At 59.1% G+C, this 13,145-nt stretch carries 12 protein-coding genes; 4 read left to right on the forward strand and 8 right to left on the reverse strand.

Annotated elements, in window-relative coordinates:
* Positions 1-2 precede the first annotated feature (2 nt).
* From GE107_RS02730 to spoVAC, 4 genes are all read right to left on the reverse strand, one after another.
* Positions 3-956 (reverse strand): AAA family ATPase, encoded by a 954-nt coding sequence (locus GE107_RS02730; protein ID WP_219637920.1) that lies wholly within the window; start codon positions 954-956, stop codon positions 3-5.
* Positions 957-1,139: 183 nt separating this feature from the next.
* Complete coding sequence (spoVAE, locus tag GE107_RS02735) at positions 1,140-1,490, reverse strand: stage V sporulation protein AE (RefSeq protein WP_219638021.1); 351 nt, start codon at positions 1,488-1,490, stop codon at positions 1,140-1,142.
* Entirely contained in the window at positions 1,490-2,533 is a 1,044-nt protein-coding gene (gene spoVAD / locus GE107_RS02740) for a stage V sporulation protein AD (RefSeq protein ID WP_255570100.1), read from the reverse strand. Before spoVAD ends, spoVAE begins: the two co-directional genes overlap by 1 nt.
* Before the next feature lies 1 nt (position 2,534).
* Positions 2,535-3,029, reverse strand: coding sequence for a stage V sporulation protein AC (gene spoVAC, locus GE107_RS02745; protein WP_219637921.1), 495 nt, complete (start codon positions 3,027-3,029; stop codon positions 2,535-2,537).
* A gap of 196 nt (positions 3,030-3,225) precedes the next feature.
* Between spoVAC and sigK the strand changes: the two genes are divergently transcribed.
* Entirely contained in the window at positions 3,226-3,927 is a 702-nt protein-coding gene (gene sigK / locus GE107_RS02750) for an RNA polymerase sporulation sigma factor SigK (protein WP_219637922.1), read from the forward strand.
* A gap of 84 nt (positions 3,928-4,011) precedes the next feature.
* On the opposite strand, the gene GE107_RS27370 is transcribed toward sigK, so the two are convergent.
* Together GE107_RS27370 and GE107_RS02760 are read right to left on the reverse strand one after the other, a co-directional pair.
* The gene (locus GE107_RS27370) at positions 4,012-4,710 is read right to left on the reverse strand and encodes a hypothetical protein (protein ID WP_304516408.1); all 699 of its coding nucleotides are present in this window, start codon (positions 4,708-4,710) and stop codon (positions 4,012-4,014) included.
* Entirely contained in the window at positions 4,704-5,270 is a 567-nt protein-coding gene (locus GE107_RS02760) for a hypothetical protein (protein WP_219637923.1), read from the reverse strand. The genes GE107_RS27370 and GE107_RS02760 overlap by 7 nt, the downstream gene beginning before the upstream one ends.
* 573 nt (positions 5,271-5,843) lie before the next feature.
* Between GE107_RS02760 and GE107_RS02765 the strand changes: the two genes are divergently transcribed.
* Together GE107_RS02765 and ilvD are read left to right on the forward strand one after the other, a co-directional pair.
* On the forward strand, positions 5,844-6,521 hold the full coding sequence (locus GE107_RS02765) for a 3'-5' exonuclease (RefSeq protein WP_219637924.1): 678 nt from the start codon (positions 5,844-5,846) through the stop codon (positions 6,519-6,521).
* A 133-nt stretch (positions 6,522-6,654) separates the two neighbouring features.
* Positions 6,655-8,343 carry a dihydroxy-acid dehydratase gene (ilvD, locus tag GE107_RS02770; protein WP_219637925.1) on the forward strand — a complete coding sequence of 563 codons (1,689 nt, stop codon included), beginning with the start codon at positions 6,655-6,657 and terminating at the stop codon, positions 8,341-8,343.
* 174 nt (positions 8,344-8,517) lie between these two features.
* On the opposite strand, the gene GE107_RS02775 is transcribed toward ilvD, so the two are convergent.
* Positions 8,518-10,020 carry a polysaccharide deacetylase family protein gene (locus tag GE107_RS02775; protein ID WP_219637926.1) on the reverse strand — a complete coding sequence of 501 codons (1,503 nt, stop codon included), beginning with the start codon at positions 10,018-10,020 and terminating at the stop codon, positions 8,518-8,520.
* A 165-nt stretch (positions 10,021-10,185) separates the two neighbouring features.
* Between GE107_RS02775 and GE107_RS02780 the strand changes: the two genes are divergently transcribed.
* Complete coding sequence (locus tag GE107_RS02780) at positions 10,186-11,337, forward strand: AI-2E family transporter (protein WP_219637927.1); 1,152 nt, start codon at positions 10,186-10,188, stop codon at positions 11,335-11,337.
* On the opposite strand, the gene GE107_RS02785 is transcribed toward GE107_RS02780, so the two are convergent.
* Entirely contained in the window at positions 11,264-13,105 is a 1,842-nt protein-coding gene (locus GE107_RS02785; RefSeq protein ID WP_219637928.1) for a peptidoglycan D,D-transpeptidase FtsI family protein, read from the reverse strand. The two genes, GE107_RS02780 and GE107_RS02785, sit on opposite strands and share 74 nt — an antisense overlap.
* Positions 13,106-13,145: the final 40 nt, after the last annotated feature.

The raw sequence follows: 13,145 nt of genomic DNA on the forward strand, positions 1-13,145 counted from the left end.
GGTCAGCGCTCCAGACCGACCGGAACCGGCAGTCGTCCCAGGATGTCCTGGAGCACGCCGACCGCCTGATTCCCCTGCATGCGGGCTTCGGAGCGAAGGTGCAGGCGGTGGCTGAGCACAAGCGGCGCCATCGCCTTGATGTCGTCGGGCAGCACGAACGTGCGGTGATGCAGGAAGGCGTAAGCCTTCGCCGCGGATGCAAGCGCTACCGCGGCACGGGGACTTGCGCCGAGCAGGACGGAAGCATGCGTTCTCGTTCCCCTGACCAGGGAAATCAAATAATCGGCCACGACGGCTTCCAAGTGGATGTCTTCAACCATTTTCTGCATGCGTGCCACGTCATCCACCGTTGCCACTTGGCTGAGCGATTCGGCCGCCCGTCCGGCATGGGGCTCCAGCACAAGCCGTTTCTCGGAGGCTTCGTCCGGATAACCGAGCTTGATTTTCATCAAGAAGCGGTCGAGCTGCGCCTCCGGCAGCGTGTAGGTGCCTTCGAAATCGATCGGATTCTGGGTGGCGAACAGAATGAACGGATTCGGAAGCGCATACGTTTGTCCGTCTACGGACACCCTGCGCTCCTCCATCGCCTCCAGCAGGGCGGATTGCGTTTTGGTCGTGGCCCGGTTGATCTCGTCCGCGAGGAGCATGTTCGCCATGACCGGCCCCGGACGGAACACGAATTCTTCCTGTTTCGGGTGATAAATGGAAACTCCAGTAATATCTGTAGGAAGCAAATCCGGGTTGCATTGGATTCGGTGGAACACGCCGCCGACCGACATGGCGAGCGCTTTCACCAATTGGGTTTTGCCGGTGCCCGGCACGTCTTCGATGAGCACATGGCCTCCGGCGAGCAAAGCGGTAAGCATCCAAGCGATTTCGTCTTTTTTGCCGTAAATGCAAGATTCCATATTCGTTCGTATCTGATCCAATAATTGCGCAGCTTCGCGATGATCCATTTTGCCGCTATCCTCCTATGGAATCATGTGATGAAAAAACGGTTTCCCTCTCATTATACCGAAATTTGGATGTGACCGTAAATTTTAGAATCCTACAAAAAACAATAGCAAAAAAGCCAAACCGATTGAACCGGTTTGGCGGATTTCCTGCAAATTCCTTCAATAACGAGCCCGTTTGGCGCGCTAACCTTTCGGTCTCACGACCAAGGCGGCCAGGAACGAGAAGATGATCGCGGCCGAGATGCCCGCGCTCGTGACCTCGAATATCCCCGTGATCACGCCGATCCACCCGTCCCGCTGAAGCTCCGTGAGAGCCCCGTGCACGAGGGCGTTGCCGAAGCTGGTGATCGGCACCGTGGCGCCGGCGCCGGCGAACTTGATGAGCGGATCGTACCAGCCCAGGCCGTCCACGACCGCGCCTAGCACGACCAGCAAGGACATCGTATGCGCAGGGGTCAGCTTGCCGACGTCGAACAGCAACTGGCCAAGCAGGCAAATGCCGCCTCCGATCAGGAATGCCCACAGGTATTGCATCATGCGTTAGTTCCTCCTTGTCCGGCGCCTGGCGCCTGCGCTTCGATAGAGACCGCGTGCGCGATGCACGGAATGGATTCTCCCTGCTGGTAGGAAAGCGGACTGAGCAGCGCTCCCGTCGCCACGACGAGAATCCGCTTCAGATCCCCCCGGGCCATCCGCTTGAGCAAATGTCCATACGTGACCGCCGCCGAACAGGCGCAGCCGCTTCCTCCCGCCTGCACGTTCTGTTTGGCCGTATCGTAAATCATGAGGCCGCAGTCCAGAAACCTGGTTTCCTCCATCGGCACTCCATTCCGGCGCAGCAGCTCGGATGCGATCGGATGTCCCACCCCGGCCAAATCCCCCGTGACAATCAAATCGTAATATCCCGGGCTCCTCTCCATGTCCTGGAGGTGAGCCTGGATCGTATCCACGGCGGCCGGCGCCATCGCCGCCCCCATGTTGAACGGATCCTTGATGCCCAAATCGACGATTTTGCCGACGGTCGCCCCGGTAACGAAGGGACCGTCGCCTTCGCGGGACAATACCGCCGCGCCGGCTCCCGTTACGGTGTACTGGGCGGTTGGCGGCTTCTGCGAGCCGTACTCCGTCGGATATCGGAATTGTTTCTCCGCGGTACAGTTATGGCTGCAGGTCCCCGCAAGCACCCGGTCCGCGGCACCGGAGGCGACCAGCAGGGCGGCCAAGGCCAGCGACTCCATTGAAGTGGAGCACGCGCCGAAAACCCCCAGATAAGGAACGCCCAGCTTGCGGGCGGCGAACGTGTTGCTGATGATCTGGTTCATCAAATCTCCGCCGATGAAGAAATGGATTTCTTCCTTGGCTGTGTTCGCATGCTGCATCGCGATATCGGCGGCCTGCTCGAGCAGCACCCGCTCGGACTTCTCCCAGCTGGGCTGACCGATTTCGAGGTCCGGGTGCACGAGATCGAAATCCCCGGCGAGCGGCCCTTCTCCCTCGTCGGGACCGACGACGGTACCCGTTCCGATGATGACCGGCGGCTGCGGAAACGACCAGCTTCTCTCGCCCTGCCGGATCATGTCAGCTCCATATTCCGATCAGCCAGTGAACGATGCCGATCAGGAAAGCCGCGACCACGCCGAATACGATGACGGAACCGGCAAGCTTGAACATGTTGGCGCCCACTCCGAGCACTAGTCCTTCGCTCCGGTGCTCGATCGCCGCGGAAGCCATGGAGTTGGCGAATCCGGTCACCGGCACGGCCGTGCCGGCCCCCGCCCACTGCGCGATTTTGTCATAGACGCCCAAACACGTCAGGATGACGGAGATCAGGATCAAGACGGCTACGGTCGGGTTCCCCGCTTCCTTGGACGTCATATCGAACGCAGTCATGAAAAAACGCTGAATGCCCTGACCGATAAGGCAGATCGTACCGCCGACCAGAAACGCCCGAAGCGCGTTCGCCAGGACGGACCTTGACGGCTCCCGGGCTTTGGCGAAAGCTTTGTACTCCTTCGGGGACATGGACAGCGGTTTGTAAGCTTTGTTGCCGCTCGGCGCGGACTTCACGGCCATGGCGAAACGCCCCCTCTGCAGCGATGGTTACCCCATCATTATCTGCCGTGGAACTACGTTCTATGTAAGACTTGCCGCCGTTCCGCCGCTTAGGAGCGCGTCCGGTAAATTAACTGGCACGCGTGGGCCTTTATCCTCATAGAATGGTAACAATTCTCCTCGCAACATCGATCACACTGCCGGAGGTGGCTTCTGCGTGCCCGGTTTCATCGCTTCCGTTGCGCTGTTCCTCAAACAGCTCTCGCTTCTCGTTTCGTACGTCAAGAACAACGCGTTTCCCCAGCCTCTGACCGATGAAGAGGAAGCCCTGCATTTGCAGCGGATGGGAAATGGAGACCCGCACTCCCGAAACCTCCTGATCGAGCACAATCTCCGGCTTGTCGCCCACATCGTCAAGAAGTTCGACAACACCGGGGAAGACCTGGAGGACCTGATCTCCATCGGCACGATCGGACTCATCAAAGCGATCGAAAGCTTCCAGGTGGGCAAGGGGACGAAGCTCGCGACATTCGCCGCCCGATGTATCGAAAACGAGATCCTGATGCATTTGCGTTCCTTGAAGAAAACCCGCAAGGACGTCTCGCTGCACGATCCCATCGGAACCGACAAGGAAGGCAACGAGATTACCCTGCAAGATATTCTGGGCACGGAAACCGACGAAGTCGTCGATAAGGTGCAATTGAAAATCGAAAAAAGCAAAATCTACCGAAACCTGGACATTCTGGACGAACGGGAGCAAGAGGTGATCCGGGGGCGATTCGGCCTGGACGGCGGCGGGGACGAGCGGACGCAGCGGGAAATCGCGCGGGAGCTCGGGATCAGCCGCTCGTACGTGTCGCGCATCGAGAAGCGCGCGCTCATGAAGCTGTACCATGAGTTTTACAAGTCGAAGCGTTGAGAAAAGCAGTAAAGTGAAAAACCGACGAATTTGCTGGCGATGCAGCGAGAACGTCGGTTTTTTTAGTCAATGCAATTTTCTTGTTTAGCGGGGAATCGATTGAGTTGAATGGTTTATTCCGCCGGAAAACGACAAGGAAGGCAATGGGAGACCGCTGCGGGATTTACCGGGCTCAAACCGAACAGCATTTCTTGAACTTCTTCCCGCTTCCGCAAGGACACGGGTCGTTCCGGCCACTTTCTGCTTGTTTTGGAAGGAAAAGACCTCCGCCTTGCGGGGCGGCCGGGCCATGACGTTTGCCGGTGTGCCGTCGTCGATCCCGTTTCGGCGGGCGGCGGGCAGTTCATCCGGAGAGTATCCTTTCAGCATCCACATCTTCGTACTGTTCCATAAGGGAACCAATTGGTCCATGATCGCCGACATCGTCTCCTCATCCCCGATCTCGACGGAATCCTGCATGACTTGCAGAACTTCGCCGAGAGAAGCACCGTTTTGGACGGCATCGATGCAATCCTCCACGACGAATTCGGCTTCTTCGCGATCGAAATCGTAATGCGAAAGCAAATAACGAACCAGGTCGTTGTACGGCTTGTTCTTCACGTAGAAGTCAGCCTGTTTGCCGGCCTGAAGAATCTGCTCCCTCGTAAACGGGTAAAAATCGAGACCGCTTCTCATCGCCTGCTCTCGTTGGATGCGGTCGGGGTCGACGACCCGGGAATCGGAAAAGCCTCCGGACGGATTCGTGCTTATTTCGTCATAGTAGTACGCAGCGTCGATCAGCACTTCCGGCAAATCCCGGAATCCGATCCTTTTACGGGCATGCGACTGGAGCATCTGCTGCAGTTGGGTAGTCGATAAAGTCCCATAATCATGCAGGAGCCCGCGCGCAAGCTGAATCCACTCCGAATTTCGATTGACGATACCATGATCGCGGAACAAGTCGGCATTTTGAAACCAAGCGACCAACTCCGCCGGCATGAGCAGCGTTTTTTGCCGTTCACCGTTCCCGGAAACAGAATTCCGCGAACTCGAAAGTAATCGTACTGCTGGATTTCGAGCAGCGGCTTCTCCCATCGGCCGTTGTTGCGCACCATGTTCTGGATGAGCGTAAGCCGATCCCGATCCCAGAGGGGAAATGTCTCATAGATGGAGTCAGGTATTCGCGTTTGGAGCTTATCGATCAGGGACGATTTGTCGAGCGTGCTGATGCTGCTGATTTGCAAATGCTGCCGGATGCTCGTCAATTCCGCTTTCGTTAGCGTTCCGAGCGCATCCTTGAACGACAGCGGATAGGTCAAACCAGGCCAGAATTTCGCGAGCGGGTCTTGCGGATTTTTCGGCATTTTCATTTCCTCGCTGAAGCCCTGCGGGCGAATGTTGAAGTCATTGTAACCCCTTATCGCTTGAACAGCCAAGCTTCGAAACGTTGAAACGACGGACAATCGGCGAAAGGATCCAGCACTCGGTCGCTGCCTTCGACGGTAATGGCGGGAAGCTTCCAGCGGAACAGTCGTAGTGGATTTTGGCCATTCCGTCCCGATGCCCAGCAGCTAGACGTTGTCCTTGATTCGCGCGGCCCGCCCAAGTCGACCGAACCCTGAACGGGGGTTCTTTTTTTTCTACCTCCTTCTGATGGTATGGAAAGAGTTCCATGACCTGTCGTTGCCCGAGGATGGGGTTGAGGCGACGGAATTGGCCGACAGAATTTTGACATTCGGGCCAAAATAGAGTGCGGACGAGGGGACGGGTGCAAAATCGAGTTGCCGAATCTAGAGGGGAGATCAATCCGATAGCGGTTGACTTGCTGTTGTATGCGAATGGGTCAACCGTAGTTTTTTTACCCTGACAAATCGCCGGCGGGGGACTATAATACAAAGGTACGCAATTTTCTCCGGACGAAGTTCGAGGTGTTTGACTTGACTTATATCGTATACGATCTGGAAATGACGGTGCGGCGCAAAAGAGGCCAGGTAGCGGAAATCATCGAAATCGGCGCGGTCAAGGTCGAAGCCGAGGGAGGAATCCCCCGCGAAGTCTCCACGTTCCAATCCTTTGTCAAGCCGGTCATCGTCCCGCTTCTCACGGCTGACACCACGGCGTTTACCGGCATCGGGCAGCAGGACGTGAGCGGAGCGGGAACGCTGGCGGAAGTGCTCCGTTCCTTCGTGGAATGGATCGGTCCGGGAGAGTATTTCCTTTGCGCTTGGGGGCCTGACGACCAGCGGCAGCTCGTCCAGGAATGCCGGCAGCACGGAATTCCGACGGACTGGATCGTGAACCATAACAACCTGCAAAAGATGCTGTCCAAGATTTTCAAGCTGGAGAAGCACCAGCAAATGGGACTGAAGAATGCGCTCGAAATGCTGGAGATTCCGTTCTCGGGATCCCATCACCGGGCGCTGGACGATGCGCAGAACACCGCCCGGATCATGGTCAAGCTGTTCGACAAGCTTCAGTTCAAACGGAACAAGATCACGGACGATGCCAAGGTCGAAACCGAAGTCGTCTATAAAACCGCCCATTTCGAAAACTTGCCGTTCGCCGGATTGGCCGGCCTGTTTCCGGGCCAGAGGCCGCCCCAGGAGGAAGACTGAGGGCGGTCGTTGCGCTCTTTCGGACGATTCGATGGGAGGACCAGCCATCATTGCAATCTGTCCATGCCGCCATAAATATGATAGACTCTAGGGAATGGCAAACCGCATAACATAGCGAAAGAGAGGGACTCCCGTGTCCGCATCGAAGAAAATGAGATCCGACATGATCAAAAAAGGTTTCGACCGCGCTCCCCACCGCAGCTTGCTCCGCGCGGCCGGCGTGAAGGAAGAGGATTTCGGCAAGCCGTTCATCGCCGTTTGCAACTCTTATATCGACATCGTTCCCGGCCACGTCCACCTGCAGGAATTCGGCAAAATCGTCAAGGAAGCGATCCGCGAAGCCGGCGGCGTCCCGTTCGAATTCAATACGATCGGCGTCGACGACGGCATCGCCATGGGCCACATCGGCATGCGCTATTCGCTGGCGAGCCGCGAAATCATCGCGGACTCCGTCGAAACGGTCGTGAACGCGCACTGGTTCGACGGCATGGTCTGCATTCCGAACTGCGACAAGATCACCCCCGGCATGCTGATGGCCGCCCTGCGCATCAACATCCCGACGATCGTCGTCAGCGGCGGTCCGATGAAAGCGGGCCGGACAAGCGACGGCCGGGCGATCTCCCTCACGTCGGTGTTCGAGGGCGTGGGCGCCTACATGTCGGGCAAAATCGACGAGAAAAGCCTGACCGAGCTCGAACAATACGGCTGCCCGACTTGCGGCTCCTGCTCCGGCATGTTCACGGCCAACTCGATGAACTGCCTGTCCGAAGTGCTCGGACTCGCCCTGCCGGGCAACGGCACGATTCTCGCCGTCGATCCGGAGCGCCGCGAGTTCGTCAAGCGATCCGCCCGCCAGCTGATGGAGCTCATCAAGCTGGACCTCAAGCCGCGCGACATCGTGACGAAGGAATCGATCGACAACGCCTTCGCCCTCGACATGGCCATGGGCGGCTCCACCAATACGGTCCTTCATACGCTTGCGCTGGCTCACGAGGCGGACATCGAATACCCGATCGAACGCATTAACGAAGTCGCGAAACGGGTGCCTTACCTGTCCAAGCTGGCGCCCGCTTCCGACCATCATATCGAAGATTTGCACCGCGCGGGCGGCGTCAGCGCCATCATCCATGAGCTGCTCAAGAAAGAAGGCGCCCTGAACGGCGAATCGATGACGGTATCCGGCAAGACGCTTCGGGAGAACGTCGAAGGCTGCGAAATCCTGGACAAAACGGTCATCCGCCCGCTTGACGATCCGCACAGCAAGGAAGGCGGCTTGTCCGTCCTGTTCGGGAACCTCGCGCCGGGCGGCTCCATCATCAAGGTGGGCGCGGTCGACAAGTCCGTCGGCGGCTACCACCGCGGTCCCGCGATCTGCTTCGACTCCCAGGACGAAGCGCTGGCCGGTATCGCGGGCGGCAAAGTGAAGGAAGGCCACGTCGTCATCATCCGCTACGAAGGGCCCAAAGGCGGTCCCGGCATGCCGGAGATGCTCGCCCCGACATCGCAGATCGTCGGCATGGGCCTCGGCACGAAAGTCGGCCTCGTCACCGACGGCCGCTTCTCGGGCGCGTCCCGCGGCATCTCGATCGGACACGTGTCGCCGGAAGCCGCGGAAGGCGGACCGATCGCCTTCGTCCGCGACGGCGACATGATCGAGCTCGACATGAACAACCGCACGATCACGCTCGAAGTGAGCGAAGAAGAGCTGGCCGAACGCCGCGCGGAATGGAAAGGCTTCGAGCCGAAAATCAAACGCGGCTACCTCGCCCGTTACTCCGCGATGGTGACGAACGCCAGCAGCGGCGGCGTCATGAAAATCTAAAAACGAATCCCCCTGCCTCGGATGAGAACAGGGGGATTTTGGGTTAATTCGGAAAGTAAAAAATCTGCCATACTTTTCTGAATCACTTCGATATAACGGCTGCGCCGTCCGAAAAGGACGGCGCAGCCGTTTTACTTAGCTCGGTGTATTGCCAACACATCGAGTTGCGCTTTGCTATATCGTCCGGCCGATCTGGTCGGCGCCTATCGCGGGATCCACCGGCATGGGCACCGACGACGGCGCAGCCGCCTTCGACGCGCGGGACGGACGCTGCTTGCCCGTGCGGTCCTTCCAAGCCAGTAAATCGCTTCGTTCCATGACGAGCATTCTCGGGGTTAACCGCTCCCCGTTCTCCCGAAGCCGTTTGCCGCCGTCGGGGTTAATGACCGACAGCATGAACCTCAGGTAGAGTTGGGTCAACCAAGAGAACAACCCTTTCGGCAGGTCGAACACTTGAAAGCCGAGCCCTTCCGAACCGCGGTGAATGATCGAGATGCCGTACAGGGCCGAGACCTTGTCTCCGTTCGGATCGGTTTCCAGCGCTCTCGCCAGATCCGGCAGCCCCCGCTCCACTTCGCGCACGAGCCGGATGGCGGTATGGACCGACGAACGGGAGTTCATGCCCATTTCGTACAGCATTTTGTTCTCGAAGTGCATTTCCATCACATAGTCGCCTGACCGAAGGCTTTGACCGTCCCTCAGCGGCAGCGTCGGACCCGCATATTTGCGTACCCGGTAGTTAAAGGAAGTGCCATCCCCGGCCGGCCGCAGCCGGAACAGAACGTGGAAGATCTTCTCCCACAGCATCCAGAGCGCGACCGCGGCCTTCTTGGCGGGCCCGGACTTATGTACCGGCTTCGCCGGCGCTGCCGACTCTTCCCGGCCTTCATTCGGATTCATGCGTGGATCACCGCCTGAAGCGATACTCATTGCCGGAGACGGCTGCGATGCCGAAACCCCGGCTTTGGCGTTCCGTTCGGTGAGCGCGATCATTTCGTCGATGCCGACGAACCGGTATCCCTGTTCGCGTCCTTCGGCCAAAATCCTCTCCAGCGCCTCGATCGTTTGGGCGGGAGCGTCTTCGTCGGCTCCGAACGTGCGGCCGCAGTCATGCAGCACGAACACCTCGCCCGGCTTCAGCTTGCGCCGCATCCTGCGGTAGAGCTTCTCCGCGCCGACGCGAACCCGCCAATCCCCGAAAATCGAAGTCCAGAGCACGATTTGAAGATGGCCGAGCCTCCGGTAATCGAACAGGTTCACGATTCCCCACGGAGGCCTGTAATATACCGGCCGGGCTCCCGTGATGCGCTTGATGATCTCGGAAGTCCGCAATATCTGTTTCCGGACCGTCTTGGGGCGCATGAGCCAATTGGAATGATGAACGTAATTGTGAATCCCGATCACATGCCCCTCTTCATGGATCCGCGCGACGATGTCCGGCCATTGCTCCGCGTGCGAACCGACGAGGAAGAACGTCCCCTTGGCGCCGTAGCGCTTGAGCAAATCGAGCAGCTGCGGGGTGTAGACCGGATCCGGCCCGTCATCGAACGTCAGGGCGATTTCCCGGTCCGTCCGCCCCCGCGCGAACACGCGGAAACCGAAAATCCGGCTGACGAGAGCCGGAAGCAAAGCGTAAAACGTCATGAAATAAAAGCCGATCCAAAGAAAGTATTCCATGCCTTCCCCACCATCTTGTAGCGAATGTAGGAGCGAGCGGTTCGTGCCTGAGTCCTATTTTACCATACCTCCCGCCAAATGGGGCCGGCGCCGGGCATCTTTTTTCCGGGTCGCAAAACTGGTATCATCTTCTTGACCTTATCGTGGACAAGGAGAAATGGCCGCATGCTTCCTTTTTACAAGAAATATTGGCGAACCGCGTTCGATCTTGCCGTAATCGCGTTTACGGTTTGGCTCACGATGTTCGTTTTCAGCTATCTGTACAAAATCGCGACCCCGGTGTTCCTTTCTTTCCTCATCTTCCTCTGCATCGAACCGCTGGCGAAACGGTTGAACCGGTGGGGGATGAAAAAATCGATCGCGACCGCCATCAGCATGATGCTTTTCATCCTCGTCGTGCTTAGCGTGCTTGCCGGCTTGGGTTATATTTTCTACCTTCAAATGGACCAGCTCGCCAATAAGCTTCCCGAATACCAGAAACTGTTGACGAGGCAAGCGACGGCCATCGCCGCCGATTGGCAAACGCGCTTCAAATCGCTGCCGCCGGATTGGGTGAGCCGGATCAGCGACGCCTTCTCCAAAGTGACGGAGTGGGGCAGCAATTTGGCCGGCAATTTGCTGAAAGGTCTTGTCGGCTCCTTGAAGTCGGTTTCGACGTTCGTCTTCAATTTTTCCATCGCGCTGATCCTGGCCTACTTCTTGAGCCTCGAAATCGACACGTGGAAAAAAATCGGCGCCGAGCGTTCGCCCAAAACGCTGAAAGCGGCTTTTGACTTTTTGCGCGAGAACGTGTTCAAGGGCATCTCGACTTACCTGAAATCGCAAGGTATCCTGATCAGCATTACGTTCGCCGTTATTTTCGTCGCCTTGCTGATCCTTCGCGTGCCCAACGCGTTCGCCATCTCCCTGCTGGCCGGCATTTTCGATATTTTGCCGCTGCTTGGCGTCCAAACGCTGTTCATCCCGTGGATCATCTACCTGTTCATCGTGGGGGACAACGAACTCGCGCTTTGGCTCGCCGGACTGCTGGTCGTCGTCAACACCACCCGCCAGGTGCTCGAGCCGCGGATCACAGGCCAGACGGTCGGCGTATCCGCCTTCACGATGCTCGCCTTCGCGATGGTTTCCATGTCCCTGTTCGGAGTCGCGGGATTGATCCTGGCTCCGATCCTGATGATTTTGCTGAAAGCTTTGTACGACCAAGGATACTTCCACCGCTGGATCCGTCTGCCGAGGGAGGAGTTCACCGTTTCTCCGCTCCAGCCGCAGTCCCAGGAACCGGAAGGCGCCGATCCGAAAGCCTCAGCCGCTCCATAAGCTCGCCGAACGCGGCAGCGGCCTTGTTCCGGAGTCCGGCCGGCTGTTCCTCGATCAAGATCGCAACCGCATACTTGGGTTTTCCCTTCGCAGGCCCGTAACCGACAAACCAATGGTCGCGCCTAGCCTTCGATTTGCCCGCCAGCTCGGCCGTGCCCGATTTGCCGGCAAGCGGCCAACGGGACGATGCCAGCGCCCCGCGAGCCGTTCCTTCCGTGACGACGGCCCTCATCGCAGTCAGCACCGCGGCCGCCGTCTCCGGACGGATCTTGCCGTACCGGGACGGCGAAGCTTGCGGGGAGATCGAGGCGGCCAGCCCTCCGTCCGCGTAACGAATCTCCGATACGATCCGGGGGGCGAAGACGCGGCCGCCGTGCAACAGGGACACGACGAGGTTCGCCGCCTGCAGCGGCGACACGCGCACGTCCCGTTGCCCGATCCCCGTTCCCGTCCGGACGCCTCCGTCTTGTGCCGCCTTCTTGCTCGCAAATATCGTGCCGGGCTCTTCTTCCCCGAGCAGGCGGAGCGGTTTTCCATCTATGAACGAATCCGCGAACCAGCCGACCTTCCTTCCGAGTCCGAGCCGATCCGCGGTAATCTGGATCCAAGCCGGATCCAGCCGTTCCGCCAGCGCCGCGAACGCCACGTTGCACGATTCCGCGAACGCCTCCTCCAGCGTCAGCTCGCCGTGTCCCTCATGCCGCCAGCACTTGAGCCCGTAGCGGCCGTACGCGCCGTCGCACCGGAACTTGGTTCCGAGATCGGCCTTCCCGGATTCCAGCGCGGCCGCCAGCGTAACCGCCTTGAAGACCGAGCCGGGAGGGAAGGCCGTAATCGCGTGGTTTCTCTCGTCCGTACCCGGCTCCCCGATGGCATAAGGATTCATCCGCGGCAACGACACCATCGCGAGAATATCCGCGTCCGCGGCATCGAGCACGACGGCCGCGCCTTGGCGAACGCCGGCTGCCGCCAGCGCCTCCTCCGCTTCCCGCTGGATGTCCAAATCCAGCGTGGTCCGGACCTGCAGCGGATAGTGCGGATTGCCGGGGCCGCTCGTGCGAAGGCCAAGCCCCGAGAGCGGCCGCCCGGCGGCGTCGGCGAATTGGCTCACGACGGTAGGGCCGAGGCCGTGAAGAAAGCGGTCCAGCGATTTCTCCATTCCGGCTCCCCCGATAAGCTCCGTCCGCTGGAAGCGGTGGTCCGCGAGCTTGTCCGGATACAAACGGCTAAGCCTCGCGGGATCCTGCGACAAATAGCCGATCGCGTGCAGAGGCAAGGGTTGAGCCGGATAACGGTTCCGGTATGGGAGCACGGAGACGCCGAGCAGACCGGCGCGGCGGACCGCCTCGGCTTGGTCTTCGGTCAGGGCGGCGGCGCCCGGCGACTCCGAAGCTCTCCAAGCCTCCGGAAATTCAAGCTTTTTCAACCATTGTTCCAGCTTGTCCGGGGACGTGCCCAGCGCTTTCGCCGCCTGCCGAAGGGCGGAACGGGATCCTCTGGGCATGCCGTAATCGGGAAAGGCCACGAAGCTTCTTATGGGAACTCCGGTAATGGGACGGCCCTTGCGGTCCGCGAACTGTCCCCTGCCGCTGTCCACGGCGAAGCCTTCCGACCTCTGGGTCACGGATCGGCGGGAGAGGGCCGGTTCGGAGCCGAATCCGCTGCCCAAGCCAAGCTGCATCCAGGCCAATCTCGCGCATGCGGCGCAGAATAGCAGCGACAGCAGCAGCAGCAGATGTAGCAATCTTCGTCTTCCGTAGCGATCCAATGGACGCCCTTCCTCCCGTCACCTCTTTCTTCTCCTATTT

The organism is Cohnella sp. CFH 77786 (assembly GCF_019400745.1).
GTDB lineage: Bacteria > Bacillota > Bacilli > Paenibacillales > Paenibacillaceae > Cohnella.

Bases quoted from the DNA above. Each gene is read 5' to 3' on its own strand.
- GE107_RS02775 (WP_219637926.1), bottom strand. From the start codon at position 10,020: ATGGAATACTTTCTTTGGATCGGCTTTTATTTCATGACGTTTTACGCT.
- GE107_RS02780 (WP_219637927.1), top strand. From the start codon at position 10,186: ATGCTTCCTTTTTACAAGAAATATTGGCGAACCGCGTTCGATCTTGCC.
- GE107_RS02730 (WP_219637920.1), bottom strand. From the start codon at position 956: ATGGATCATCGCGAAGCTGCGCAATTATTGGATCAGATACGAACGAAT.
- spoVAE (WP_219638021.1), bottom strand. From the start codon at position 1,490: ATGCAATACCTGTGGGCATTCCTGATCGGAGGCGGCATTTGCCTGCTT.
- spoVAC (WP_219637921.1), bottom strand. From the start codon at position 3,029: ATGGCCGTGAAGTCCGCGCCGAGCGGCAACAAAGCTTACAAACCGCTG.
- GE107_RS02760 (WP_219637923.1), bottom strand. From the start codon at position 5,270: ATGCCGAAAAATCCGCAAGACCCGCTCGCGAAATTCTGGCCTGGTTTG.
- spoVAD (WP_255570100.1), bottom strand. From the start codon at position 2,533: ATGATCCGGCAGGGCGAGAGAAGCTGGTCGTTTCCGCAGCCGCCGGTC.